Origin of the sequence: Pelomonas sp. BJYL3 (genome assembly GCF_027257975.1) — a bacterium.
Taxonomy (GTDB): Bacteria; Pseudomonadota; Gammaproteobacteria; order Burkholderiales; family Burkholderiaceae_C; genus Roseateles_B; species Roseateles_B flavus.
In genome coordinates this window covers 72,074-96,540 of the sequence record NZ_JANZKX010000008.1, presented here as the reverse complement: position 1 = coordinate 96,540, position 24,467 = coordinate 72,074, and the positions used below count along the sequence as shown (strand labels likewise).

Here is a 24,467-nt window from a genome sequence, read left to right as displayed (position 1 = left end):
CGAACACAGAAATTCAGACAGGCCCGTGCCGCCGCAAGAGCAGGTTGAGAACACTGCCGCAATAGATCACAAGAACCGCAACCATGCTGGCGAGTTGCCAGGGTCGATTTGCAAGAGCGCAGGCCCAACCCAGCGGAACAACAGCACCAAGCCAGAGGCTGAAGTTGAAAGGGCTGATCGAACCTCTGGACTTGTAGTCCTGGCGCGCCGAAAGGAACATGACGGCGCAAATCGGGGCGACAAAGAGGACGGGGTAGTTCTCCAGGAATGACTCGATCGGCATGGCGGTCTTCTTGAGGCCTAACGTTCTAGCGCAGCAGACCAAGCCAGCGTAGCTGGCGCGGGTCGGCTGCAGCGAAGGGTTTGGCAGTACTTCATGCCAAGGGGCTTCTACCGTGAAATGCCACGTGAAATTCTCTAAGCCGCTTTGGCGTGATCTCCCAGTATGGTCGCGCCTTAACGCTGGCAATTTGCCAAAAAAGATTCTCCATAAACCCAGCATCCAAACAGTCGCGAAGCTCAGTGGATCCGCCAGCGAGCGCCCCATCCAAGTAATTCAGAAGAGATTTATAGGTGGCCGGATCGACTTCAGCTGCCATTTCGAGATTAATGGCGATCGCAAGACTCTCGAACCAAACGTATGCGAAATCAGGTTCTGGAGGACCCCACAACCTAGTGTGCAATCCATCGGCCTTTTGGCTGATGCCTGGATACCGTTCTCGCAAGGAGTTGTACAACTCAATCAGAGTCATCTTGTGCTGCCGAACGTTGTAATTCAGCCGACCAGCCAGCGAAGCTGGCGCAGGTCAGCTGCAATGACGGGTTGGGCAGCGAGCTCTCGCTCATACGTGCCATCCAGAAATCCTGCCAACTGAATTTGCTCCGATGAGGCGCTTTCAAATTCTGAAATACGTTTCGCCGAACACCTTGGGCACCTGCAATTCGGATCATCGAGCGCGCCGTAAACCGCAGCCTCTAGGTCGGTCGGGTCTAGATATGCGGTACCGACTTCATCGCATACCAGCACCACAGCCTTGCAATTGGGACACGCCAAAAAGCAAAGTGCGCCCTGCCCGGCGCAGCACTGGCATCGGATTCCACGAACTGCCCAAGAAGGTCGATCATGCTGCATCTAGTGCTGCCCAACGTTGAAGATGAGCCGCGAGCGGCGGTCTGCCGACGCGATTCGGCTCGAGCGAATACGAAGGGACGTCCCACCTTCTGGCCCACGGCGTCGAGACGCCAAGATTGATGGTGCGAATCGTCAATCTGCAAGCCTGTGAAAGGGGAAGCCCATGAACGAGATTACCCGAGTTGGGGTCGATCTGGCCAAGCGCGTGATCCAGGTCCACGCCGTCAATGCCACCGGCCGCGTCGTCGCCGCCAAGGCCCTGCCTGCCGACAAGTTCGCCGCCTGGTGCGTGCAACTGCCCGCCGGCTGCCTGGTCGCCATGGAGGCCTGCGGCGGCGCCCACCACTGGGCGCGCAAGCTGCGCGGCTTCGGGCTGGACGCGCGCCTCGTCGCCGGCCACTTCGTCACCCCCTACCGCATGTCCGGCAAGGGCAGCAAGAACGACGCCAACGATGCCGCCGCGATCTGCGAGGCCGCTGGCCGACCGCACATGCGCTTCGTGCCCGTGAAGACGCCCGCGCAGCAAGCGCTGCTCGCCATCCACCGCCTGCGCGAGGGCTACAAGGAAGACCGCACCGCCTGCATCAACCGCATCCGCGGCCTGCTGACCGAGTTCGGCATCGTCTTCGCGCAAAGCCCCGAAGCGCTGCGCCTCGGGCTCGCCGACGTGCTTGAAGATGCCAGCAATGAGTTGCCCGGCATCGCGCGGCTGGCGCTGCAGGAGGCGCGGCTGCACTGGATCGAGCTGGAATGCCACATCGCCAGCTGCGACGAGCGCATCACTGCGCATGTGCGCTCGGACCAGCAAGCTAAGGCGGCGGCACAGCTCAGCGGAATCGGCCCGGTGACCGCCTCGGCGCTGGTCACCACCGTAGGCGACTTCAGGCAGTTCAAGAACGGCGCGCAGTTCGGCTCGTGGCTGGGCCTGGTGCCCCGGCAGAACTCCAGCGGCGGCAAGGTGGTGCTGGGGCGCATCACCAAACGCGGCGACGACTACCTGCGCACGCTGCTGATCCAGGGCGCCAAATCGGCCGTGATGACCGCGCACAAACGCACCGACAAGATCTCGCAGTGGCTGGTGCAGTTGCTCGCTCGCGTGGGCTGGCAAAAGGCCGTGGTGGCGCTGGCCAACAAGAATGCGCGCATCGTCTGGGCGCTGCTGGCCAAGGGGCGCGAGTTCGATCCGAACTACGTGTCGGTCAAGCCAGGTGCAGCGCTCGCAACACCTGGCACCGCCACGGTTTGAAACGCCCACCCTCAACTCACAAGTTCTTCCCGTAGACATGCGTTCGAAGATGCATCACACAGGTCAGACCGGCAGCAGGCAAGCTCGACTAACCCTGTGCCGCGCCCATGGTGGCGACGGCGGCGAGTGAATGGAGCCCTGCTGAGCGGTTGGTATCTGGGCCCGCACCGAAACCCGAGTGCAACAAGGCCGCCTGTAGATGTGCAGTCTGTTCTCTGTGACGCTGCATCGAACCCGAACTCAGGTCTTGAGGAAAACGGCAAAGGCGCCTACCGAAAGCAGCCAATACCGAACCGGTTGATTCAGCGGGAAGTCCCTGTAGAGGGGTTAGGCACCGGACGATTGCGCCTTGAGGGACTTGTATTGTTCATTCCACCACGTGACGAGTTCCGCATGCTGCTCATGCGTGACCCACGCCAGATTGGAATTGTCTTGGGCGCTACCGCCGAAGACAAGCGGCTTCAGGTACCACTTGATCTTGCCGGCGAGGCGAGCGTCGGGTTCCAGCGCCAGCGACTCGGGAAGGCTGAACGGCTCAGCGTATGAGGCTTCAAGTGGAACGGCTGGCAGAGTGAATGCATTGCCTGCTTGGTTTCGAACGATGAAGTCGTCCCAGCCCCGCAGGCCAACCAGGCTGTACCCGGGAAGGAACTGCTCGAACTTGTATCGTCTAGCAGCCTCGGCACTCTCGCCCTGGGAGAGGATCACCAAGTATTGGCCGTTGTGCCAACCTTCGATCATGACTTGATGCCTAACGTGAAAACTCAGCGGGCGGCGAAGCCGTCCGCTGCAGTGAAAGGTTGAACCGCTTCATCGAACGTTGAGCCGGGAAATGCTGAATTCAACAGCGCCGTCGCATGGGACTTCGCCGACTTCGATGCGAAATCCGAGCACTTCGATGAGTCCAAGGGATTGGTCGACGACGCGAGCCACACCCTTGTATGACCACTCGCCAACCTTCTCCAGCCGCTCGACTGAGCGCTGCGCTCGAACGTCGTCCGGCCAGTCGGCCAAGTACGCAGCTTGAACCTCCGCGTTATCCCCAGACAAAGCGTCACAGACATAGGTACCGCAGGCCAAATCGCATGGCCAGCAGAACGCGTCGATAACGCCCTGCGCGCTCCGCAACGTCACCGTCGCGCTCTCGTCACCAGGCACAAATGGCTCGACTCGTTCAACTAGCAGCCTATACATAGCGGTTCAACGTGTTGTAGACCGCAGGGCGGCGCGGCCTATCACGGCAGGCCGCGCAGTAACGGGTCGCCCCGCGCGCGATCCAAGTGCTTGTCGAGACTGGACTTTCATCCCATTTGACTGTTTATTCATACAGTACTAAATTTCAGACAAAAAGCCGCATCCGTTACAAACTTGCTTGGCCGGTTCGCGGCACCGCCAAGTGGAGGCTGCCATGCTGCCTGCCGTCGTGCGTCCAGCCATCCCTCGCGCGGCTTTGCGCCCGACCGCCCCTGTCAATCTACCACCGCTGCGTGCCGTTAGGCTGCTCGACCAGTTGCGTGAGCGCATTCGGATGTTGCACTACAGCCGGCGGACCGAGCAGGCGTACTTGTACTGGTCTCGAGCCTTCATCAGGTTCCACGGCCTGCGCCATCCGGCGCAGATGGGAGGCTCCGAGGTCGAGGCCTTCCTGACCTATCTGGCATCCGACCGCGGGCTGTCTCCGTCTAGCCATCGCCAAGCCTTGTCTGCACTCCTGTTCCTTTACGGCAAGGTGCTGGGGCTGCAGTTGCCCTGGATGCAGGAGATCGGCCGCCCGGTGCCCAAGCGGCGCTTGCCGGTGGTGCTCAGCGTCGAAGAGGTGTTGGCGGTGCTTGCCAGACTGCAGGGCGAGCGTCAATTGCTGGCGCGACTGCTGTACGGCACGGGGTTGCGCATCACCGAGGCCTTGTGCCTGCGGGTCAAGGACATCGACTTCGCGCAACGCGCGATCTACGTGCGTCAGGGCAAGGGCGGCAAGGATCGGGTGGTGATGCTGCCCCAATCCTTGGTCTTGCCGTTGCGAGAGCAATTGGGCCGGGTTCGCCAGGTTTGGGCGGCCGATGTGGAGTCAGGGCATGCGGGGGTGGAGTTGCCGCATGCTCTTGAGCGCAAATACCCCCGGGCCGGTGCCAGCTGGGGATGGTTCTGGGTCTTCCCTCAAGACCATCACTCCACCGATCCCCGCAGCGGCGTCGTTCGCCGGCACCATCTCTACGACGAGACCTTTCAGCGAGCGTTCAAGCGCGCGGTTCAGGCCGCAGGCATCAACAAGCCCGCCACGCCTCACACGCTGCGGCACTGTTTTGCGACCCATCTGCTTCAAGCGGGTAGCGACATCCGCACCGTGCAGGAGTTGCTCGGGCACGCCGATGTGGCGACGACCATGATCTATACCCATGTGCTCAGGATGGGCGGCAGTGCCGTGCGCAGCCCCCTGGACTCGCTGCCTGGCGCTGAGAAGCCGCAAAGCAGTCGTTGGTGAGCGACAGCAATCAGCCTGAACCAGTCATGCCATCCAGCATGACCACCTTGCCCAAGTGCTGACGCGCTGCAACGGAAAGGCCCTGCATGTGGGGCCAGACAAACGCCCTCCGTGATGTCAGGGCGGCGTGGCAGCACCGCCGCCGCTCGCGCCAGAGGCCCCAGATGCCCCCGATGCGCCCGACGCGCCAGATGCACCCGACGCCCCGCCCGTACCCCCACTCTCCCCGCCACCACCACCACCGCTGGCACCTCCCGTCCCACCCGTGCTCCCCGGCGCCGGCACCGGCAGCGGCGCATCCCGCATGCTGGGCTGGCTCACGCCGCCCACAGCGCTGTTCGTGCTCGTGCGGCGCGCCTCGTCGCCCGTGCGCTGGCCCTCGCGGCGCTGCTGGCGGGCATTGAGGTGGGCGGTCTCCAGCTCGGCGCTGGGGTTGATGCTGGCATTGCGGATGCGGTCCGCCTGCGCCTGCGCGGCCAGGCGGTTCAGCGGCACCGCATCGGTATGGAAATGCAGTTCCACCGAGGAGTTCAGCTCGGCCTCGGTGTTGATCTCCTCGGTGCGCTGGCTGCGCTCGGTGTTGACGTAGGAGATGGTGTTCTCCACCTCGGCGCTGGCGCCCCAGGCGCCGATGCCGAAGCTGCCGCCGGCCTTCACGCGGTTCTGCATGCCGAACTGGCTGCCGCGGTCCTGGGAGGCGGCGCTGCGGGTGTCGATGTGGAAGCGCATGGCGGCGTTGATCTTGCCGGCGTCGATCACGATGCGGTTCATGCCCATCATCACCATGGTCGCGAGCATCTGCTGGCGCTGGCGCGCGAGCTGGCGCCGGGCGAAGGGCACGAGGGCTTCCGGGTTCGACGCCTCCACGGGCTCGTTGGGGCCGAGCCCGAAAGCCGCGCGGAGCGTGTCCGGCTCGGGCATGTGCGCATTGGGGCGCAGGCGCAGGCGGGGCACCTCGGGGGCGTCGTCGGGGTCGGGCGTCTCGCCGGGCGCGGGGCGGTCCTCGGGGTCCGGGGCCTCGGGGGCGTCCATCTCGAGCTGGTCCGGGAAATGGTCGACCAGCCATTGGCGCGCCTGGGTCTCGTGCGTGGCCAGCTGCTCGAAGCCCTGGGCCGAGCCGGAGACCGCATTGAGCAGCTGCAGGTACTGCTGCAGCTGGGTCTGGTTGGAGTCGTTCATGGCGCGGAAGACGCCGTTGAGCAGGTCGGTCACGAAGCGCGGGAAGCTGATGGCATTGAGCGTGTCCCGCGTGGTCTGGCCGATCTGGCGCGTGGCGGTGCCGAAGTCGGGCTGGGCCTCGAGGCTCTGCACCGCGGCCTGCTGCGCGCGGGGCTGGCGCCGGCGTATGGCCTGCTCGGCCTCATGCTCCTCCTGCAGGCTCAGGGCCACCAGGTGGGAGACCCTGACCATGGCCTGCGCCAGGTCCCGGCGCTGCTCGGGTGGCAGCTCGGCATAGGCCTGGGTGTGGGCCAGCTGCTGGCGCACGGCGGCGCGCAGCCAGGGCGGCGGGGTGTCGGCCTCCAGGCCCAGCGCGGCCGCCGCGTGCACGGCCTGCGTGGGGCGGGCGGGGCTGAGGGCCTCCATGCTCAGAAGGCCTCCAGCACGGCGAGGTTGACCACCTCGGGGCGCTCTCCACGGGCCGAAAGCCGCCAGCGCTCGGCCGCCGCGATGAGGGTCTGCAGCGCCGGGTCCGCGGGCGCGATGGCAAAGCCCTGGCTCGCCGCCTGAGCCAGCCACATCAGCACCTGGCTGCCCGCGCGGGCGCGGTCGAAGCGCTGGCGCAGGTCGCCCAGCACGTCTCGCTCATGGACCAGGGCGGCGCGTACGAGGCCATGCAGGTCGCGCACACCGAAGGCCGTCTGCAGCTGGCGATCGCCCAGCAGCTGCAGGGCGCTTCGCAGCTGGCCCAGCAGCTCGTCGGCCGCCTGCAGCAGCATGCCTTCGAGGCGGCTGGCAGCGATCTCCAGCAGGCCCTGGGCCGCATGCTGCAGGCCGACTTCCTCGCGCACATCGTGCTGGCCGGCGTTGTCGGCCAGGGGCACGATGGCATCGCAGAGGCGGGCCAGGGCGGGCTCGAAGTCCTGCGGGTCGAAGGCCTGGGCCAGCAGGGCGCGGCGCTCGTCGCCCGAGAGCCGCTGGCGGCGTTCCTTCCACAGCTTCTTCAGCAGGGGCTCCAGCTTGGGCAGGGCCACGCTGATGGCGCCGCTGCTCCACAGCGCGGCAATGCGCTCGCTGGCGCGGATCATGGGCTCCAGCTCTTGCACAAGGTAGAGGCTGGCCAGCACGCCCAGCTGGGCCGGTGCACGCGTGGGGCGGGCGGGCTCGGGCAGGTCGATGGCGCCGAGGTCCAGGCCTTGGGCCAGCAGACGCAGACCCGGCAGGTGCGCGGCCTGCAGGGCCTCGGCCTGGTCCAGCAGGGCCGACAGCGCCAGCACCGCCGGCTCGGGGGCGGGCGCTGCGGCCTCGGTGCCCGCGAGGGCCTCGGCGGCGGCATGGTGGGCGGGATGGGGGGCGGTCTCGCAGCTCACGGCGATGCTCCGGGGCGGCACTCAGGCGGCCATGCGCGGGGGCGTCTGGCCGGCCGGGGTGGCGGCATTGCCGGCCGGCGCGGGCGTCGTCCCCGGTGCAGCCGGGGCGGCAGGCCGCGGCGGGTTCGGGTCGAAGGGCGTGGCATTGCCTTGGATGGAGGCCAGCATGCCCGGCGTGGCGAGCTTCTCCATGGGGAAGTAGTCGCTCTTGAAGTTGACGCGCACCTCGCCGGTCAGCTTGGCCTTCAGCGAGGCCTTGGACTCGCTGCTCTCATCCACCGAGGACTGGACCGTGGTCATGTGGTCGTAGTCGTTGCGGTTCATGGTGGCAGCGCCCCAGCCGAAGAAGCCGCCCGCCGCGCCGGAGATGTTGGTGTTGTGCATGTGCTCGCGGTCCGAGAGCCCGGCCTTGGCCTTGCGCAGGGCCTGGTCGCTGGCGCGGAAGTCGAACACCACCTTGGCGTTGATGGCGCCGTCGGTGATCACGATGCGGTTGATGCCCAGCAGCGTCATCGAGGCCAGCAGCTGCTGGCGCGAGCGCGCCATCTGCACGCGGGCGGCGGCCACGAGCCGGGCCTCCTGCTCCTCGTCCGAGAGGTCGGTGACGGGCTTGAGCAGCTGCAGCTCCTGGTTGATGCGGGCCAGCGCCCCTTCGTTGTCCTCGTTGCGCAGCTGCAGTCGCTGGCCGGTGCCGCCGTCCTCCTGCTCGCCTCGCCCGACGCGCAGCGCGTCGGGGAACTTGTCGCTGAGCCAGCCGCGCGCCTGGTCCAGGCTGATGTTGTCCTGGGCGAACTGGTCCACGGTCTGCGCCACGGACTTGAGCAGCTCGCCATAGGCCTGCATCTGCTGGATGCTGGCGTTGACGATGGCCTGGAACACGTTCTGGATCAGGCCGCCGACGAAGGCGGGGAAGTCCACCGAATTGATCAGGTTCTTGAACTGCTCGGTGCCCTGCTGGAGGGCGCCGGCCTTGAAGTCGGCGCCGGCGAAGGTGCCCACCTTCTCGGAGGCCTTGTTCTTCGCCGCATCGACGCCGCCGGCCAGGGCCTCGGCGGAGGCCGCCTCGCTGCGGGGCAGCCGCGCTGGCTCATCGACTGAGCCACCGTCCTTGCGCACCACGGGGTTCTCGAACTCCTCGCGCGCCAGGCCCTGGGGATTGGCCATGAAGGAGGCCACGCGCACCATGGTCTGGGCGATCTCGCGCTGCTGCTCGGGCGGCAGGGCCCGGAAGCCCTCGCTCTGGGCCAGCAGGGCGCGCACCTGGGGGCGCACGGTGGCCAGGGTGGCATCGTCCAGCCAGTCGTGCGGGGCCGCCGAAGTGCCCGAGGCGGCGGACGTGAGCGCGGTGCTTGGCATGGCGGCGTCCTCAGGCGGCGGGTGCGGGGGCAGGGGCCGGCGTGCCGGCGGCCGGCGCTGCAGCGGGTGCCGCCGCGCCCGGCGTGGTGGTGACCGGCCGCGCAGCCATCGTCTTGACCATGCCGGGCTGCGAGTTCATCTGGATGGCGGCGATGGCGGCCGGGTCGGCCATCTTCTCCAGCGGCAGATAGTCGCTCTTGAAGTTGACCTCCACATGGCCGGCCAGGCTGGCCTTGGTCTGCAGCGAGGAGTCGTCACGCAGCTGGCTGGTGCTCATGAGCGTGACGACGGGCGCCTCGTTGTATTTGTAGGAGCCGTTCGAGTAGGTGCTGGCGTCCGTCTTGCCAGTCAGCACGCCGGTGTCGCTGCGGGTCTCGCTGCCGCCTTCCTTCTTGTAGTCCCACTGGCCTTCGCCGCTGTGGGTCTTCTGGACGTTGCCGTACATGTCCGTCGCGTAGTCGTACTTGACGGCGCTCTTCTGGAAGCGGCGGTTGTCGCGGGCCTGGAAGTCGAAGAGCACCTTGGCGGAGATCTTGCCGTCCGTCACCACGATGCGCTGCATGCCCATCATGACCATGGTGGCCAGCAGCTGCTGGCGGCCGGTGGCGATGGTGGTGCGCGCGGCGGGCACGAGCAGGGCCTCGATGAGGTTGTCGTCGATGCGCTGCAGGGGCTGGGCCAGGGGCAGGCCGCTGCCGTTGATGCGGGCGATGGCGTCCTTCTCCTCCACGCCTTCGCGCAGGGTCACGCGCGGGCCGGTGGCGGGCGCATCGCCGAAGCTGAAGTCGCCCTGGCCGGGCTCCTGCAGCTGGAAGAGGTCGGGGAAGCGCTCGATGAGGTTGTCGCGGCCCTGGTTGGCCGTGGTGTTCTCGTCGCGGAACTGGTTGAGGCTCTTGGAGACGTCGGCCACCAGCTTGGCGTAGGCCTCCATCTGCTCGATGCTGCTCGTGACGATGCTGTGGAAGACGCCGTTGATCAGGCCGCTGACGAAGCCGGGGAAGTTCACCCCCTTGATCATGGCCACGGCCTGCTCCACGCCCGTGCGCACGGCGGCGCCGAAGGCCGGGGCATCGTCCGCCTCCACGTCCTTGACGCCGCTGGTGCTGCCGCGCGCATTGGCCTGGTTGTTCAGCGCACCGAAGCCCAGCAGGCCGCCCGCGGCCAGGGACTGCACCTCGGGCGCGGCCTGCTGAGGGTCGACCTTGATGCCCGGCTCGGCCAGGAAGGCGCCCACCTGGACCAGGTCATGCGCCAGCTGGCGCTGGGTGTCCGGCGCCAGGCGGGTGTAGGCCGGGCTCTGCTCCAGCAGGGCGCGGACGGAGCTGCGCGTCGCCTGCAGGGTCTCGCGGCTGACGGGCGGCGTGGCGGGCGAAGGGCTGGGGGCGGGCAGTGCACTCATCTCACACCTCGGGGCTCAGGACGTGACCGGCGGATGCGCGCTCGTTCATCTGGTCGCGCAGCTCGAACTCGATGGGGCGCACATAGAGGCTGATGCGGGCGTCGCTGCGCGGCGTGACCCGCACGGACAGCACCGAGAAATGGCCCTGCTCGCGCGCATCGTCCACGCCGAAGGCCTGCAGCCAGCGCTCCAGGGCCACCAGCTGGCGCGGGCGCTCGGCCAGGCCCAGGCGCACCAGGTCGACGAAGCCTGTGGGGAGGTCGGGCAGGGCGGAGAGCAGGATCTCCAGCTTGAGCTCTACGCCCTCGGGCGTCTCGCGCAGGCCCAGCAGGGCCGAGCCGTGCGGCAGCTCGAAGCGCCCGCCCAGGGCCACGCCCACGGCGCGCATCAGCGAGGGCAGGCGCTGGGCCAGGCCCAGCTCGCTCATCAGCGATCCCAGCTCGGACAGCACCAGCGGCCCGCGGTGCATGAAGGTCACGCGCTGCGAGCCCGCATCGCGCTTGCAGCCGATGCTGGTGAAGATGGGCATGAGCCGCGGGTACAGCGCCATCACCCGCCGCGTGAGGCGCGAGAGGCCGGGGCTCAGGGCCTCGATCTGCTGCGGGTTGAGCTCGTAGTAGATCTTGGCGGCGTAGAGGCCGTCCTCGTCGAAGGCGCTGCCGAACCAGGCGCCGAAGTTCATCCACGAGAGACCCGACATGCCCCGCCAGGCCTCGCTGCGCTCGTCGAACCAGCGCAGGGCATCGCGGCCGAAGATGGGGTAGACCAGGCGGCGCAGCTCGCGCGTGGCTTCGTCCCGCCGGGCCATGGGGCTGGCCTCGGGCTCCAGCGGCGAGATGGTGAAGCGCAGCATGCGCGGCTCGCTCTCCGAGAAGGAGGGCTCGTAGGGCACGGCGCCGGGCGTCAGCGCGTTGTTGGCATAGGCCAGGTCGTTCTCGGGTCGGGCGAAGCTGCGCTGCAGCATGGGGCCCACGTAGTCCATGGGATCGCTGACGCCGAGGCGGCGCGAGGCCACCGCCAGCGACTGCGCCACGTGCTTGAACATCGGTTGCGTCATGACAAGCCTCCTGGGCTCAGACCGGCAGGTTCACGCCCACGGAGGCCAGCACATCGCGCGCGGCCTGGGGCATGTCGATGGGCCGGCTGGTCATCGCCGGGGCCTCGATGGACTGCGAGTAGTGCTCCACGCTCTGCTCCTGCACACCCATCACCGCCAGCCATTGCTCGCAGGCATTGACCAGGTCCCAGTCCGTGGGCTTGAGCGTGGGGTTGGCGCCGCTGGAGATGCGCATCTGCGGGTTGGAGATCTCGTCGATGGAGAGCACCGGGCCCGAGATATTGGCCAGGCGCTGGATGTTCTCCGAGATCCAGCGAATGATGATGGCCCCGGCGCGCGACTGCGTGCGGAAGCGGTGCGTGTTCTTGGCGCCGCCCAGGTAGTTGACGTTGACCATGTCGATCACCTGCCACATGTCGCGGGCGCCGAAGGCCGAGCGCAGGTCGGGGTCCTGCAGGATGTCGCGGAAGTTGATGATGGTGTTCTGCAGCTCGGTCGCGGCGAAGTAGGCGATGCCGTAGCCGTTGCGCGAGAGGTTGGCGCCCAGGTCGCGCGCGGCCTTGCGCACCTGCTCCTGGCTGACGGCCATGGGCACGTTGTTGCGCAGCAGCCGCTCCACCGAGATCTGGCGGGCGAAGCTGGACACGGCCGAGACGAAGCGCAGCCACAGCTCGTTGAAGTCGCGGTTGGGGTCGCCGGCATTGGGGTTGCCGCCGGGCGCGCCGAACATGCGGTAGTAGAGCTCGCGGCGCTCGGCCTCGGTGATGCGCTCGGTGCTGGTCTTGAAGTACTTGAAGAGCTTGTCGCCCACCGTGCCCTTGCCCAGGGGCAGCAGGCCGCCGCGGAAGAGGTCCACGATCTTGTCCACCACCTGGAACATGCGCATCTCCTCCAGCTGGTAGGCGAAGTAGATGGCCTGCGAGGCCTGGAGGTTCTCCTTCTGGATCTCCACGTCCACGGCCTCTTCCAGGTCGGGCAGCATGATCTCCAGGGCCGAGGGCGGCGCGCCTTCCACCATGCCGGTCAGCAGGTTGAAGGCGTTGTCCATGCGGCTGGTGAGCCAGGGATCGTTGGGGGAGATGCCCTCGTCGCGGATGCGGCGCACGATGGAGGCCAGGCTGTTGGCGGAGACGGCGTACACGGTGTCGTCCGGGTCCGGCACCAGGTAGCTGCTGCCCTTCGTGCTGCTGGTGCTGCTGCGGCCGCTGATGAAGCCGGGCGCCTCCGGGTCCACGTAGCCCTTCTCGATCTGCGACTTGAGCGTCACCTCATGGCGCGTGGTGAAGCGGTTGAAGGCGGCCATGAACAGGGCGCGGTTCTGCTCGAACTCGCCGCGTGCGATGGTGACCTTGGAGACGAAGTTCAGGTTGTCCGGACCCTGGATGCCGTCCAGCAGCAGCAAGCCGCAGACGGCCAGGATCTCCTTCTCCTCCACGCCCAGGTCATTGGGCTGCACGCCGTACTGGCTGCCCATGAAGCCGTAGCGCATCACGTAGTCGGTCTGCCCGGTCTGCGACAGCACCGCCCAGGGCTTGCCCGAGACCTGCTCGGCCACGCCGCGGTAGAGCTCGTCGGTGGTGTCGCGGTCGGCGAGCTGGGCACGCAGGTCGTCGAGTTCCTTCTTCAGGTCCGGGCCCAGGCCGCCGGAGCGGGCCTTGGTGTTCTCGATGCGCTCCAGGTTGGCGATGCGCACGCGGATCTCGGCGCGGCGGTTGCGGTCACGTTCGGCCAGGTCGATGAAGAGGATGCGGTTCATTTGGGTGGCTCCTGTTTGGGTGTTGGCTGCCGCAGCGGGGGCGGTGGCTTTGGGTGCGGCGAGGCCCGCACGGGAGGGACGGGCCCGCGCCGGGGCGCTGGCCTTGCGGGTGGGGGGTGGCGGCGCTGCAGCGGCGGCGCTCGTCTTCTTGCGCGGGGCGCGAGGCGCCGCAGCGACCGGTGGGGCCGCCTTGCGCTGCGCTGTCTTCTTGGGGTTTTGGCTGGCCATGGGGGCTCCTTGTCACTCGGTCATGCACAGGGTCAGTCGTCGGCCTGCAGGCCGTCGTGGCGGTCCAGCCAGTCGTCCAGGGCGCGCAGGGCGGCCAGGGCGTCGAGCACGCCGCGGCCCATGCCGGACTCGCCGGCCTGGGCATGGGGCCGGCTGCTCTGCACGAGCAGCTGGCGGGTCATCTCGGGGTCGATGGGGCAGGCCCGGGCCTCGGCCCGCGCCGCCATCAGCGCGCAGACGGCCGACACGAAGGGCGCCGCGAAGCTGGTGCCGTTGGCGCGCTGCCAGCCGTTCAGGCCGCAGGTCCAGATGCCCTGGCCGGGCGCGCTGAGCGCCACGTGATCGCCGCGGGTGGAGAAGCGGGCGGGCTTGCCCTGCAGGTCCACCGCGCCCACGGCGATCACGCCGGGCAGGGCGGCGGGGTAGAAGGGCTCGGTGAGGCCGGAGTTGCCGCTGGCCGCCACCAGGATCACGCCGCGCGCCAGGGCATAGCGCACCACCTCGCTGTGGGGCGGCGGCTCGTCCGGGCTCAGCTGGGAGGAGGCGGTGCCGAAGCTCATGTTGATGACCTTCACGCCCAGGTCGATCAGGCGCTTCATGCCCGCATCGATATTGGCCACGGAGCCGATGCCCACGCGCCGCTGGCCCTTCAGCGCGGCGCCCAGCACCCGGGCAGGCAAGACCTGGCACCGGCCCGCCGCGCCCGGGGGCAGGTCGGGGCTGTCGGCGCAGACGATGCCGGCGCAGCCGGTGCCGTGGCCGACTTCGTCCTGCGGGTCGGCGTCCGCGCCGGCGTCGTCGCCCACCAGCTCGGGGCCGCCGGCGCTGGCCTGCAGGTCCACGGTGTCGAAGCCGGGGCGCAGGGCGCGGTGCAGGGCGGGGTGGTCCATCACCACGCCGGTGTCGGCCAGGCCCATGATCACGGTCGGGTCGCCCGGTGCATAGGCCAGGGCCTCAGTCAGGCGGATCAGGTCGCGCGCGGCCCAGGCCTCCTGCATGTCGACGCTGGCCGCCTGCGGCACGGCGGCGGGCAGCGGGGAGGGATGCACGGCGCTGCCGTCCAGCCCCATGTCGACGAGGCGCTCGGGCCGCGCATGCTCCACCGTGGGCAGCTGGGCCAGGGCCGTCATCAACTCGGGCAGGCGATCGCCCTGCTGCAGCTCGATGCGCAGCACGCGGGCCACGCCGCTGAGCTGCTCGATGTCATCGAAGCGCCGGGCGCCCACGCGCGAGGGCGCCTGCTCGCGGCCGGTGCGCGCGCTGTGCACGCGAGCCAGGCGCATGCCGCCGCCGAAGTGGGACAGCAGGCGGTCGATGGGACCGCCGTCCAGGTGCTCGCCGAAGGGCACGCCGTGGCGCTGGCAGGCGCGCCAGGCGGGCACATGCTCGGGCATCTCGCCCAGGCGCAGGGTCAGCAGCAGGCGGCGCGGCAGCTGGTTGGGCCAGTCGGAGGGCAGGGCCATCATGGCTGCTCCTTGGCGGTGGCTTCGGCCTCGTGCCAGCTGCCCATGGCACCGGCGCTGAGGCGCAGGCGGGCGGTCTCGCCGTCGCCGAAGTCGATCTCGGCTTCCTGACCCATGTGCTCGGGGTCGACGCTCAGCTCCAGGGCCATGGCCTCGGCCTGGCGCACCGGCAGCCGCTGGCCATTGACCCGCACCTGGGGCAGCCGCCCGCTCTTGAGTGAAGGCGTGCTGAGGGTGACGCGCGAGCGCGAGCCGCCCTCGTCGCCGACGGCGGGCGCGCTGTCCACCCGCTGCACCCGCGGCGCGGTGGCGGCCATCATGGCCTGCTGCAGGCGGTTCACCGGCATGCGGGCCAGGCGCGCGACCACATCGGCCCCGGCGGACTTCTTGAGCTCCTGCAGCTGCTGGATGGTGTGCACGCCGATGCGTTCCAGCTGCCGCTGTTCCTCGGTGCTGATGCGCTCGCCCAGCGCTTCCTTCAGATCCAGCTTGGCATCGTGGGCCTCGTAGCTGACGGCGTTCTCGTCGATCATGGGCTTGGTGACCGTGGTCAGCGCCAGCTTGATGCTGCTGGCCTCGGCCTCGCCCGGGCCGGCAGGGCGCACCCAGACGTCGTCCTCGACCATGCGCACGAAGGCGCGCAGGTCCAGCTGCACGTCCTTCACGGCAAAGGTCAGCGGCAGCTTGCCCACGCGGGCCTTGAGGGCCATGGCGGCCTGGGCCTTGTCCAGCTGCAGAGTCAGCGCCTGGATGAAGACGTCGAAGGGCACGCCCAGGTCGCCCACGCCGGAGAGCTGGCTGACCTGCGGGGCCTCGTCCCTGCCGCTCATGGCGACACCTCCTCTTCCAGCTCGGCGCGCAGCACGAAGCGCAGGCGCGATCGGTCGACATGCCAGTGGCCGTCGCTGCTGGAACGCGGCAGCTCGGCCAGCAGGCAGGGGCCACCGTCGGCAAAGACCAGGGCCAGGTCCAGGGGCAGGTCGAACTGCGCCTCGGCCAGCCGGATGCGGGCCACGCCGGCGGGCGCCAGCGCCTCATGCAGCAGCGGTGCCATGGCGGTCTGCAGCTCGTCGATCACGGTGGAGAGGGCCCGCAGCATCAGGACCTCCCGGGTTCAGTCGGGGCGGCCGGTACAGCGGGCGCGACGGGCGTGGCAGCGGGCAGGGGCGCCGCGGCGCGCGGGCCCAGGGCCGCATGGCGCTGGACCATGGCCAGCTTCATCGCATCGGCCATCTTGTCCAGCGGCAGGGTCTCGGAGACGAAGTTCAGCTTGACCTCGCCGAACATGGTCGCGCTGAGGCTGGTGTCGCTCTGGGCGTTGAGGTTGAGCGTGCTGACCATGGTCGACACGCCCGAGGACGCCGCCAGCGAGCCTCGGCTGCCCCAGCTGCTCCCGGTGGCGCTGCCGGGGTCGGCGCCCTGCGCGTACTGCACCGTGGCCTTGTCGTTGGCCACGGCGCGGAACATGACCTTGGCGCTGATGGAGCCGTCCTTCACCGCCACGCGGTTGAGGCCCATCATCACCAGCGTGGCCAGCAGCTGCTGGCGCTCGCGGCCCAGCTGGGCGCGGGCCTGGGGCAGGACCACGCTCTCCAGCAGCTCGCTGCTGAGCTCCTGGTCGCCCACGCCGTAGTTTGCGAGCCAGGCCGGGCTGTGGCCCTCGCCGCGCGGCACCAGCATGGGTTGGCGCAGCTGGTCGTCGCTGCCGCGGGGCAGGAGCACGGCCACGTCGGCACCGTACTGCTGGGCCACCCAGTCGCGCGCCTGGTTGGCGCTGACGTTCTCCTCGGTGAACTGCTCCGTGGTCTTGGCCACCGCGGCCACCAGCTCGGCATAGCTCTCCATCTGGCGGATGGAGGCGTCGACGATGGCGTCGAAGGTGCCGTTGACCAGCTGGGCCACGAAGCCGGGAAAGTCGACCTCGTTGATCAGGTTGCCGGTGCGCTGGGCCAGGGTCTCGGTGGCGGGCGGCTTGGGCGGGGGCGAGGGCGAGGCGGGCGCCGGGCTGGGGGTCAGGGCTTGCCTCGGGGCAGGCACGGCGTTGCCGCTGAGCCCGGGCAGCATGCCCGGCAGGCCGCCCAGGGCCTGTACCCCCTCGTCGAAGCCGACGGTGGGCGCCGGGGCGCTGGCGAACTGCGGATGCGGGTCCATGGCCATGGGCGGGATGGGTCTCGTGGTCGGGGCTTCAGCTCAGCACGCCGAAGCCGGCGATGGCGGCGCGCTGCTGGCCGTGGCTGGGCCGGATGGTGCGTTCCATGACGCCTGACTGCGCCGGCCCGCCCGCGCCCCAGGTGTTGCCCTCGATGGTGTGCAGGGTGCCGTTGTCCTCCACGGCCACCACGATGCCCACATGCGTCTCGTGGCCGTGGGCGCCCTTGAAGTAGAGGTCGCCGGGCTGCGCGCGGTAGTCGCGGGCGGGGTCGTAGGGCCGGCTGGCGTCCAGCAGCTGGAACTTGCCGGCGCTCTCGAACTGCTGGCGCAGCCGCGAGGCGCTGGCGCTGCCGTTGACGCCGCGGTAGCCGGCCTGACGCAGCATGGTGGTGGCGAAGGCGGCGCAGTAGGCCGGGTTGGCCTGGCCTTGCGCGGCGCCCACCCCGCATTCCTGCAGGTACATCACGATGCGGCCTTCGCTGTCGGAATTGATGGTGGGGTCCTGGCCCGATTCGCCGGCGCGGGGGTTGGCTTCCTCGCGCACGCCCAGCTCGCGGGCCGCCACCTCCAGCAGGGCCTTGCGCATGCCGCTGGTCGCGCCCAGGGCGTTGCGCAGGGTCTGCGAGGGGGCCGTGGGGGTGGCGGTGCGGGCCGTGAAGGCCAGGGCGCCGCTGAGCTCCTGGGCCGGCATCTGCGCCTGCAGCAGGCGCGGATCCTCTTCCTCCACGGCCAGGCTGAAGGTGCTGGCCTGCGTCCATTCACCGCTGATGTTGTGGCGGCCATTGCCGAAGAGGTGGACCTCCTGGTGGGCCAGCACGTCGGAACCGACGGCGCGGGTGAAGCGGTAGTCGAAGCGCACGCGGATGGCCGCGAAGCTGGGCGACTGGCGCGGGTAGACGATGGCGTCGTCCATGATGCGGGCGTGCACCTGCAGGCCCCAGCCCACGGCGTCGTTGCTGCGCGACAGCGCGATCTGCACATTGCCCAGCGAACGGCCGTTGAACTGCCAGCGGATCTCGAAGCCGGCGGAGATCTCGTCGCCCAGGTAGTTGCTGACCTTGGGCCAGCCGGTCAGGCGGATCACGGGCGCGTCCTGGAAGGGCGCGGGGTTCGCGGGCGCCTGGTCATTGGGATGCTTGAGGCCGCGCAGCTGGTCCAGCTCGACGTTGATGTCGCCCTGGTTGCTGCTGAGGCGCTCCATGGCGGCTCCGGCGATGGCGCTGGCGATCTCGACGGCCGCGGCCGGTGCGGCCTGCGCCTCGTCCCAGCCCAGGGGCTGCTGCATCTGCGGGGCCGGGGGCGGGGCCAGGTGCAGCTCGCGCTGGGGCTGAGCCGCGGCCACAGGTTCCTGGGCCGCCAGGCTCTGGGCCTCGATCACCTCCTGAGCCAGGATGGCCGCCACCCGCGGGTGGAAGCGCTCGCTGAAGTGAGGCAGGATGCTGGCCGCGCCGCCATGGCTGTTGACGTAGTCCGTGACCTTGCGCTGCAGGCTCTGCCACAGGTGGTTGGCGCCGGCCCAGACCACGGTCTCGGCGATGCCGTCGGTGGCGCGGTCCGCGGCGCGGGTGAAGAAGATGAAGCCGTCGCCGTCCGGCCGGATGCCGAATTCACGGTGCCCGCTGACCGGATGGTCGCCGGACCACGGCGCATGGATGGTGGTGAAGCGCCAGCGGCGGGCCTCGGCCAGGCTGCAGACCACGCTGGCGTTGTCGGGGCCCAGGATGTCGATCTTCAGCACCGCGCCGAAGGGGCTGTTGGAGCTCCACAGCGTGGCGTCGCTGGCGTCGTAGGGGATGAATTCCGAGTTGCGGGTGTCGACGTACTGGTTGATGTTCTTGCGGATCTCCGCCACCAGCGATTCCGGCGTCGCCCCGCTGGGCAGGCGGCTGATGCGTACCTCGTAGCGGTCCAGGTTCAGCGCGCCGTGGGCGTCGGCAAAGCGCTGGATGCGCATGTTGCGGGCCGCCAGCGGCGCCGTGAGGCTGCCGGGCGCGGTCCAGGTGTAGAGGTCGCGCCAGGCGGGCAGATGGCGCTGCAGGCGGGTGACGTCGTCGCTGTCGATGATCAGCGCCTCGGCGGACTGGGCCTCGCTGACGTGGTTGGGCTCCTCGCCGCCTTCCGCCTCAAAGCTCACGCTGACTCCCATGTCGCGGGCGCGGTCGCGGATCCACTGCACCTTGGCGCGGGTGAGTCGCACGCCGGAGTTGGTGGTGCCGTCACGCGGGCCGGCGTTGACGCCCACCACATGCACCCGCGGGAAGGCGCCGCCCTCGATCCAGTAGACCGGCGAGCCGCTGGAGCCGGCGAGCTCCTGCACGTCGTAGTGCATGACCTCGTCGGTGATCTCGCGCACATAGCCGCGGTGCACGTGCTGCTTGTCGGGGTTGAGCACGGCGTTGACGATGGTGCCGACCGGGTCGTCGCGCCGCGAGCGGGCCGAGTAGCCGCAGACGGCCACGCCCTCGGGCCGGCTCTGGGTCAGCTCCTCGACGGGCGAGAGGAAGCCGCCGGGCGCATTGCGCGGGGCCAGGACCACGGCGAAGTCGAAGTCGCGGCTGCCGCGGCTGTAGCTGGGGTGGGCGCGCCAGGTCGTGGTCTCGAAACGGCCGAAGGGCTCGCTGCCCGCGCCATCGCCCACCTTGCCGGGGATGATGACGAGCTTGGTGCAGCCGTTCACCACGTGCGCATTGGTCAGCAGCAGGCGCTGCGCGATGAAGAAGGCCGTGGCCTTGCCGATCATGCGCTCGCCGTTGTAGCAGAGCACCTGGCAGATGGCGCTGTGGGGCAGTGCGTGGGTGTCGTCCACGCCGGCGATCCAGCGCACGGTGTCGGCGAAGAGGCGGATCTGGTCGCCCAGGGTGCCGTTGTAGGCCTTGAGCAGCACCTCCTGGGGCTCGACCCAGCTCTGGGGCTGGACGGCCTGCTCCGTTCGCTGCTCTGGCTTCTGTGCGGCATAGGGCGCGCCGGCCTCAGGGCTGTCCTCGTCCAGCGCGAACTGGATGCCCAGGGGCACATCCTCGGCCTTGAGATGGCCCACATAGCCCAGGCGGCCCTGCGCGAAGCGGGCGACGGCCTCGGGCGTGCTCTGCGAGGCCGGGCTGCTCAGCAGGGTGATGCCGGCACGCTGGTAGGCCTCCAGCACCAGCTGCGAGCAGTAGACGGCATGCGCCTGCTGGCGCGGCACGCTCAGCAGGCGGCTGATGGCATCGACCACCGCGCCCGTCACCGGCGCCACGATGGCCACGCCGCGTTGCACGATGCCAGGGTAGTTGTAGGGCTGGTCCTTGAACTGGCGGGCCTCGCGCAGCACGCGGTCGCGCTGGGCGGCCGAGAGATTGGGCACGCGGTAGGCCACGGCCAGGATGGCGTCGGCGATGGCCGCTTCAAGCTGCACCTCGCGCACGCCCGAGCCCACGGCCTCGATGACTCGGCCGCCGCCCAGGTACAGCATCACATGGCTGACCGGCGACAGCGTGCCCAGCCGGATGGCCCGCGAGACCCAGGCCCGCGTCGTGCTGACGATGATGTCGCCGGCCTGCAGCGCATCCAGGCCGATGGAGCGGCCGCCGGCGCCCGGGTCCAGGGGGATGTCCATGGCCTGGGTGTCGGGGGACTGGCTGGCGGGCTGCTCGCCGGTGTCCTTCTGGCGGTAGGCCTGCACGCCTTCGTCCGACTGCGCGGCGGGGAAGGGGCCGAAGCCGTCGTCATAGTCCAGGCCGGCGGCGACCGGGGTGGCGGTGCCGGCAGGGGCGGCCGCGCCATTCGCTGCAGCGGGGCGTGCGGCGCTCGGGGCCGCGGCCGGCGCAGGCGCGGTGGCCGGGCGAGCGGCCGTGCTGTCCCCGCCCCATTCGAGGCTGGGGTCGCGGCCCGTGGCGGCCTGGCCGTAGGAGCTGCCGTTGAAGGCCCCGACGGACCGGCGCAGGCCGCGCTCGCTCAGGCCGCTGAGGGAGACGTACATGTTCCCGCTCTGCGGCAGCTGCACAAAGTCCGGCTGCTGCGGCGTGCCGTCCTTGTAGGTGGCCAGGCCGAAGTAGAGCTTGGGCTGGCCCACGAAGTTGGCCAGCACGTCCTGGGGCAGGAGGTAGACGGCCTCGCCGCGGCGCGCGCGCAGCACGCCCTGGGCCCGGCTGGAGTAGAAGTTGCGCCGGCCGCGCCGGCCGCGGGCGTCCGCGCGGAACAGGGCGGGGTCGGTGGCCACGGCCACTTCGAACAAGGGACTCTCCGTGCGGATGGTGAAGCCCAGCACGCTGAAGCGGTCATCCACCTGGTCTCGATTGGCCTGAATGCGTGGCATCGCTCACTCCTTGGGTCGCTGCTCGGGGGGCTCGTCCTCGTCGAAGACTTGCTCCCAGAATCGGTTGGGGGCCTCGATGCCGAGGGTTCGCAGGTGCCGGTCCATGAAGCTGGGCACTGCGTTCAGCTCACGGAAGAAGGCCCGCTCGCCGCTCTCGACATGCTCGATGGACCCCCGCCAGTCACGCACGCCACGCGCCGGTTGATCGCCGTGCTCGCACCACACCCTCACGATGAAGGCGGCGCTGCGGTCGTTGATCAAGGCCATGGCGTTGGGGCGCTGGTAGGGGCGCAATGTGGGCGAGCTCATCTTGCGACCCGGCTCATCACCGCCGCATCACGGCGCCATCACACGGCCATCACAAGGCAGGGTGAGGGCTGTGATGGGCCAGTGATCGGCGCGATGAGGCTGGCGGGCGCGGCCACGCGCTGCGGCCCCGGGCTGGGGCTGCAGGCTCAGGCGGTGAGCCAGGGGGGTGCGGGGGAGGAGGGAAGCGGGGGAGGAGGGAGGCGGGCTCAGTGGCCGAAGTCCAGCTGCGTCTGCAGGTGGGCGTCGGCCTGGGCCAGGTGCCAGCGGGCCTGCACCAGGGCTTCGGTCCAGGGCAGCATGGGCTGGAGGTTCATGGCGCGCTCGCTCGGCGGGAAGACCGTGGTGGGCGGAGGCAGGGCGGCATCGGCGCTCGCGGGCCGGGTGGCCTCGCGGGCGATCTCCTGGTAAAGCGCCAGGGTCTCGACCATGGGGGCGATGGCCAGCTCGCGCTTCAGCGCGGCACGGCAGCGCTCGAACTGGGTCAGGGCCAGGGCGCGCTGGCCGGCGGCCAGGTGGCAGCGCATGAGCTCGCGGTGGATGTCCTCGCGCAGGGCGTCCATGTCCAGCATGGCCTCGCCGTGCTGGATGGCGTCCTGCCACTGGCCCTGCAGGCTGCTGAGGTGCATCAGCCGTGCCAGGGCGCCCAGCTGCATGCGCCGGTGACGCTCGCGCAGGCGCAGCGCCCAGTCGTCCTGGTAGCCGGCCAGCACGTCCCCACGGTAGAGCTGCACGGCCTCGCGCAGGGCGCACACGTCCCCCGCCTCCAGCTGCTCCACCGGCTTGGCCAGGGGCTTCTCGACCAAGGCCAGATAGCGTTCCAGATCGGACTGCACCTGCACATGGCGGGCGATGCGCACGCCGCCCTGGCGGTCGGTCTCGATGATGGCGCCGCTGGCCAGGGGCGGCTGCTCCAGGGCCCGGCGCAGGCGCCACAGCAGGGTGTTGAAGCAGGCGGGGCTGGCCGATTCCGGCCCGGCGCCCCACAGCTCGCGGCACAGCTCGCCGCGGTTCAGGGCCTGGCCCCGGCCCAGGGCGAGCAGGGCCAGCAGGCCGCCCAGGCGCCCGCTGAGGGCGAGGCTTCGCTGCGGGGCCCAGTGGCCGGTGTGCAGGCTGACGCTGTAGGCGCCGAACAGTTCCAGGCGTAGCTGAACGTCCATATCGCTCCGGTGGCGCCTGCCTGCGCTGGCGCGCGTGAGAACCGCTGGGCTGGCGATCTTTGCACAACTGCTCAGTTGAGCAGCTCCCTACTGTCAGAACTTGCAGGGTCGAAGTTAGGGATTTTCAAGACGGTCCGACTGCCGCCCTGAAAGCAAAAAGGGCTGCACAAGGCAGCCCGGCTTGGCGAGGCGGTGGGCCTCAGTGCAGCGCTTCCCCGGGAGGCGCGCCGTTGACGATGCTGAAGACCGCTTCGCCGACGGAGCCGGCCTCGATCTCTTCCTCGGTGGCCTCACGGACGTCGCGCACACGCAGGTGCATGCGCAAGCCCACGCCGGCCAGGGGGTGATTGCCGTCCAGCACCACGTGCTCCGGGTAGACCTCGGTGACGGTGTAGATCAGCTCCTGCGGCATGTCCTCGGTGGCGGCGCCTTCAGGCATGCCTTCGAACTGCATGCCGACGTCGACGTTCTCGGGCATCACGCTGCGGGCCTCGAAGCAGACGAGCTTGGCGTCGTAGTCGCCGAAGGCATGTTCCGGATCCAGAGCCACGCTGGCCTCGAAGCCGGCTTCCTGGCCGGCAATGGCTTCCTCGACCTTGGCAAAGAGGTCGTCGCCGCCGAAGAAGAACTCCAGCGGTTCGGCCAGTTCATCGATCAGCTGGCCTTGGGCATCTTCCAGTCTCCAGCTCAGGGAGACGACGCAGGGGGCGGTGATTTGCATGGCACGATTGTCCCACGGCAATAGACCCGGTCCGCCGCGCGGCGACAATGGCCGGATGAACACAAGCCTCAAGACCCCGCTGCTGGGCGACCAGAGCCCGGACCAATTCATGCGCAAATACTGGCAGCGCAAGCCCCTGCTGGTGCGCCAGGCCCTGCCGGGCATCCAGCCGCCTGCCACTCGCAGCGAGCTCGCCGCGCTGGCCGCCAGCGAGGACGTGGAGTCCCGCCTGGTCTCGCAGTTCCAGGGCAAGTGGGCCCTCAAGCAGGGCCCCGTGGCCAAGCTGCCGCCCTGGAGCAAGCCGGGCTGGACGCTGCTGGTGCAAGGCCTGGACCTGCATGTGCAGGCCGCGCACGAGCTGCTGGCGAAGTTCCGCTTCGTGCCCGAGGCGCGCCTGGACGACCTGATGATCTCCTACGCCACCGACGGCGGCGGCGTGGGCCCGCATTTCGATTCCTATGACGTCTTCCTGATCCAGGTCCATGGCAAGCGCCACTGGCGCATCGGCCGCCAGGGCCATGCGACGACGGGCGCGCTGCGTCCGGACGTGCCGGTCAAGTTGCTGGCGGACTTCGAGCCCGAGCAGGAGTTCACCCTCGAGCCCGGGGACATGCTCTACCTGCCGCCAGGCTGGGCGCACGACGGCATTGCCATCGGCGAATGCATGACCTGCTCGGTGGGCTTCCGCACTCCCTGGCGCGCCGAGCTGGCCCGCGAGCTGCTGCAGCGCCTGATGGACGACGAGTCCCAGGCCTATGCCAACAAGATGTACGCGGATCCGAAGCAGCCGGCCACCGAAAGCCCGGGCGCCATCCCCCAGCAGCTGCTGGACTTCTCCCGCGATGCCTGCGAACGCGCCCTGCGCGAGCCGCTGGCCCTGGAGCGCGCGCTGGGCGAGGCCCTCACCGAGCCCAAGCCCAAGGTCTTCTTCGAGATGGGCGACGCCCTGCCCGAGGGCGCCGCGGCGCTGCTGGACCGGCGCAGCCGCATGATGTATGACGCGGCCCATGTCTTCATCAACGGCGAGTCCTACCGCGCTGGTGGCCGTGATGCCAAACTGATGCGCCGGCTGGCCGACCAGCGCGCGCTCAGCGCCCGCGAGGTGGCCCAGCTGTCGGCGGGCGCGCGTGAGCTGCTGGACCAATGGGCCGAGGACGGCTGGGTGCAGCCCGCGAGCGACCCGGCCTGAGC

The 24,467-nt window shown here is 69.4% G+C and carries 21 protein-coding genes; 3 read left to right on the top strand and 18 right to left on the bottom strand.

Annotation, left to right across the window (positions count from 1 at the left end; translation table 11 throughout):
* Nucleotides 1-13: 13 nt before the first annotated feature.
* Nucleotides 14-283, bottom strand: a complete 270-nt coding sequence (locus O9Y01_RS21465) for a hypothetical protein (RefSeq protein ID WP_269633694.1) — start codon at nt 281-283, stop codon at nt 14-16.
* Nucleotides 284-374: 91 nt separating this feature from the next.
* Nucleotides 375-752: a DUF7674 family protein gene (locus O9Y01_RS21460; RefSeq protein WP_269633693.1), complete on the bottom strand. Its 378-nt coding sequence runs from the start codon at nt 750-752 to the stop codon at nt 375-377.
* A 543-nt stretch (nt 753-1,295) separates the two neighbouring features.
* On the opposite strand from O9Y01_RS21460, the gene O9Y01_RS21455 reads away from it, so the two are divergent.
* Nucleotides 1,296-2,378: an IS110 family transposase gene (locus O9Y01_RS21455; RefSeq protein ID WP_269633692.1), complete on the top strand. Its 1,083-nt coding sequence runs from the start codon at nt 1,296-1,298 to the stop codon at nt 2,376-2,378.
* 327 nt (nt 2,379-2,705) lie between these two features.
* Here O9Y01_RS21455 and O9Y01_RS21450 read toward each other — a convergent pair whose 3' ends face one another.
* Both O9Y01_RS21450 and O9Y01_RS21445 read right to left on the bottom strand, forming a co-directional pair.
* Complete coding sequence (locus O9Y01_RS21450) at nt 2,706-3,119, bottom strand: hypothetical protein (protein WP_269633691.1); 414 nt, start codon at nt 3,117-3,119, stop codon at nt 2,706-2,708.
* Between the two features lie 69 nt (nt 3,120-3,188).
* Nucleotides 3,189-3,536 (bottom strand): hypothetical protein, encoded by a 348-nt coding sequence (locus O9Y01_RS21445; protein WP_269633690.1) that lies wholly within the window; start codon nt 3,534-3,536, stop codon nt 3,189-3,191.
* Between the two features lie 250 nt (nt 3,537-3,786).
* On the opposite strand from O9Y01_RS21445, the gene O9Y01_RS21440 reads away from it, so the two are divergent.
* Entirely contained in the window at nt 3,787-4,857 is a 1,071-nt protein-coding gene (locus tag O9Y01_RS21440; protein ID WP_269633689.1) for an integron integrase, read from the top strand.
* Nucleotides 4,858-4,974: 117 nt separating this feature from the next.
* Here O9Y01_RS21440 and O9Y01_RS21435 read toward each other — a convergent pair whose 3' ends face one another.
* The 14 genes from O9Y01_RS21435 to O9Y01_RS21370 all read right to left on the bottom strand — a co-directional run bounded on the left by O9Y01_RS21435 (nt 4,975) and on the right by O9Y01_RS21370 (nt 23,276).
* Nucleotides 4,975-6,441 carry a hypothetical protein gene (locus tag O9Y01_RS21435; RefSeq protein ID WP_269633688.1) on the bottom strand — a complete coding sequence of 489 codons (1,467 nt, stop codon included), beginning with the start codon at nt 6,439-6,441 and terminating at the stop codon, nt 4,975-4,977.
* A gap of 2 nt (nt 6,442-6,443) precedes the next feature.
* Nucleotides 6,444-7,385, bottom strand: a complete 942-nt coding sequence (locus O9Y01_RS21430; protein WP_269633687.1) for a hypothetical protein — start codon at nt 7,383-7,385, stop codon at nt 6,444-6,446.
* 21 nt (nt 7,386-7,406) lie between these two features.
* Entirely contained in the window at nt 7,407-8,741 is a 1,335-nt protein-coding gene (locus O9Y01_RS21425; protein WP_269633686.1) for a hypothetical protein, read from the bottom strand.
* Nucleotides 8,742-8,751: 10 nt separating this feature from the next.
* Nucleotides 8,752-10,140: a hypothetical protein gene (locus O9Y01_RS21420; RefSeq protein WP_269633685.1), complete on the bottom strand. Its 1,389-nt coding sequence runs from the start codon at nt 10,138-10,140 to the stop codon at nt 8,752-8,754.
* A 1-nt stretch (nt 10,141) separates the two neighbouring features.
* Nucleotides 10,142-11,197: a hypothetical protein gene (locus tag O9Y01_RS21415; RefSeq protein WP_269633684.1), complete on the bottom strand. Its 1,056-nt coding sequence runs from the start codon at nt 11,195-11,197 to the stop codon at nt 10,142-10,144.
* A 16-nt stretch (nt 11,198-11,213) separates the two neighbouring features.
* Nucleotides 11,214-12,953 (bottom strand): hypothetical protein, encoded by a 1,740-nt coding sequence (locus O9Y01_RS21410; protein WP_269633683.1) that lies wholly within the window; start codon nt 12,951-12,953, stop codon nt 11,214-11,216.
* Nucleotides 12,954-13,213: 260 nt separating this feature from the next.
* A complete protein-coding gene (locus tag O9Y01_RS21405) occupies nt 13,214-14,647 on the bottom strand; it encodes a S8 family peptidase (protein WP_269633682.1) in 1,434 nt (477 codons plus the stop codon).
* Complete coding sequence (locus O9Y01_RS21400; protein ID WP_269633681.1) at nt 14,644-15,474, bottom strand: hypothetical protein; 831 nt, start codon at nt 15,472-15,474, stop codon at nt 14,644-14,646. Before O9Y01_RS21400 ends, O9Y01_RS21405 begins: the two co-directional genes overlap by 4 nt.
* Nucleotides 15,471-15,743 (bottom strand): hypothetical protein, encoded by a 273-nt coding sequence (locus tag O9Y01_RS21395; RefSeq protein WP_269633680.1) that lies wholly within the window; start codon nt 15,741-15,743, stop codon nt 15,471-15,473. The genes O9Y01_RS21400 and O9Y01_RS21395 overlap by 4 nt, the downstream gene beginning before the upstream one ends.
* Nucleotides 15,743-16,801 (bottom strand): hypothetical protein, encoded by a 1,059-nt coding sequence (locus tag O9Y01_RS21390; RefSeq protein ID WP_269633679.1) that lies wholly within the window; start codon nt 16,799-16,801, stop codon nt 15,743-15,745. Before O9Y01_RS21390 ends, O9Y01_RS21395 begins: the two co-directional genes overlap by 1 nt.
* 28 nt (nt 16,802-16,829) lie before the next feature.
* Nucleotides 16,830-21,089, bottom strand: coding sequence for a trypsin-like peptidase domain-containing protein (locus O9Y01_RS21385; RefSeq protein WP_269633678.1), 4,260 nt, complete (start codon nt 21,087-21,089; stop codon nt 16,830-16,832).
* A gap of 3 nt (nt 21,090-21,092) precedes the next feature.
* Nucleotides 21,093-21,398, bottom strand: a complete 306-nt coding sequence (locus tag O9Y01_RS21380) for a hypothetical protein (protein ID WP_269633677.1) — start codon at nt 21,396-21,398, stop codon at nt 21,093-21,095.
* A gap of 206 nt (nt 21,399-21,604) precedes the next feature.
* The gene (locus O9Y01_RS21375) at nt 21,605-22,555 is read right to left on the bottom strand and encodes an AfsR/SARP family transcriptional regulator (protein WP_269633676.1); all 951 of its coding nucleotides are present in this window, start codon (nt 22,553-22,555) and stop codon (nt 21,605-21,607) included.
* A gap of 199 nt (nt 22,556-22,754) precedes the next feature.
* Nucleotides 22,755-23,276, bottom strand: coding sequence for an FKBP-type peptidyl-prolyl cis-trans isomerase (locus O9Y01_RS21370; RefSeq protein WP_269633675.1), 522 nt, complete (start codon nt 23,274-23,276; stop codon nt 22,755-22,757).
* Nucleotides 23,277-23,331: 55 nt separating this feature from the next.
* On the opposite strand from O9Y01_RS21370, the gene O9Y01_RS21365 reads away from it, so the two are divergent.
* A complete protein-coding gene (locus tag O9Y01_RS21365; protein WP_269633674.1) occupies nt 23,332-24,465 on the top strand; it encodes a JmjC domain-containing protein in 1,134 nt (377 codons plus the stop codon).
* Nucleotides 24,466-24,467: the final 2 nt, after the last annotated feature.

What these genes read in the sequence shown, in the direction of transcription:
- O9Y01_RS21425 (WP_269633686.1), bottom strand. Translation starts at nt 8,741, where the DNA reads ATGCCAAGCACCGCGCTCACGTCCGCCGCCTCGGGCACTTCGGCGGCC.
- O9Y01_RS21385 (WP_269633678.1), bottom strand. Translation starts at nt 21,089, where the DNA reads ATGCCACGCATTCAGGCCAATCGAGACCAGGTGGATGACCGCTTCAGC.
- O9Y01_RS21455 (WP_269633692.1), top strand. Translation starts at nt 1,296, where the DNA reads ATGAACGAGATTACCCGAGTTGGGGTCGATCTGGCCAAGCGCGTGATC.
- O9Y01_RS21375 (WP_269633676.1), bottom strand. Translation starts at nt 22,555, where the DNA reads ATGGACGTTCAGCTACGCCTGGAACTGTTCGGCGCCTACAGCGTCAGC.
- O9Y01_RS21415 (WP_269633684.1), bottom strand. Translation starts at nt 11,197, where the DNA reads ATGACGCAACCGATGTTCAAGCACGTGGCGCAGTCGCTGGCGGTGGCC.
- O9Y01_RS21440 (WP_269633689.1), top strand. Translation starts at nt 3,787, where the DNA reads ATGCTGCCTGCCGTCGTGCGTCCAGCCATCCCTCGCGCGGCTTTGCGC.
- O9Y01_RS21405 (WP_269633682.1), bottom strand. Translation starts at nt 14,647, where the DNA reads ATGATGGCCCTGCCCTCCGACTGGCCCAACCAGCTGCCGCGCCGCCTG.
- O9Y01_RS21400 (WP_269633681.1), bottom strand. Translation starts at nt 15,474, where the DNA reads ATGAGCGGCAGGGACGAGGCCCCGCAGGTCAGCCAGCTCTCCGGCGTG.
- O9Y01_RS21410 (WP_269633683.1), bottom strand. Translation starts at nt 12,953, where the DNA reads ATGAACCGCATCCTCTTCATCGACCTGGCCGAACGTGACCGCAACCGC.
- O9Y01_RS21450 (WP_269633691.1), bottom strand. Translation starts at nt 3,119, where the DNA reads ATGATCGAAGGTTGGCACAACGGCCAATACTTGGTGATCCTCTCCCAG.
- O9Y01_RS21420 (WP_269633685.1), bottom strand. Translation starts at nt 10,140, where the DNA reads ATGAGTGCACTGCCCGCCCCCAGCCCTTCGCCCGCCACGCCGCCCGTC.
- O9Y01_RS21395 (WP_269633680.1), bottom strand. Translation starts at nt 15,743, where the DNA reads ATGCTGCGGGCCCTCTCCACCGTGATCGACGAGCTGCAGACCGCCATG.
- O9Y01_RS21390 (WP_269633679.1), bottom strand. Translation starts at nt 16,801, where the DNA reads ATGGCCATGGACCCGCATCCGCAGTTCGCCAGCGCCCCGGCGCCCACC.
- O9Y01_RS21370 (WP_269633675.1), bottom strand. Translation starts at nt 23,276, where the DNA reads ATGCAAATCACCGCCCCCTGCGTCGTCTCCCTGAGCTGGAGACTGGAA.
- O9Y01_RS21460 (WP_269633693.1), bottom strand. Translation starts at nt 752, where the DNA reads ATGACTCTGATTGAGTTGTACAACTCCTTGCGAGAACGGTATCCAGGC.
- O9Y01_RS21435 (WP_269633688.1), bottom strand. Translation starts at nt 6,441, where the DNA reads ATGGAGGCCCTCAGCCCCGCCCGCCCCACGCAGGCCGTGCACGCGGCG.
- O9Y01_RS21380 (WP_269633677.1), bottom strand. Translation starts at nt 21,398, where the DNA reads ATGAGCTCGCCCACATTGCGCCCCTACCAGCGCCCCAACGCCATGGCC.
- O9Y01_RS21365 (WP_269633674.1), top strand. Translation starts at nt 23,332, where the DNA reads ATGAACACAAGCCTCAAGACCCCGCTGCTGGGCGACCAGAGCCCGGAC.
- O9Y01_RS21465 (WP_269633694.1), bottom strand. Translation starts at nt 283, where the DNA reads ATGCCGATCGAGTCATTCCTGGAGAACTACCCCGTCCTCTTTGTCGCC.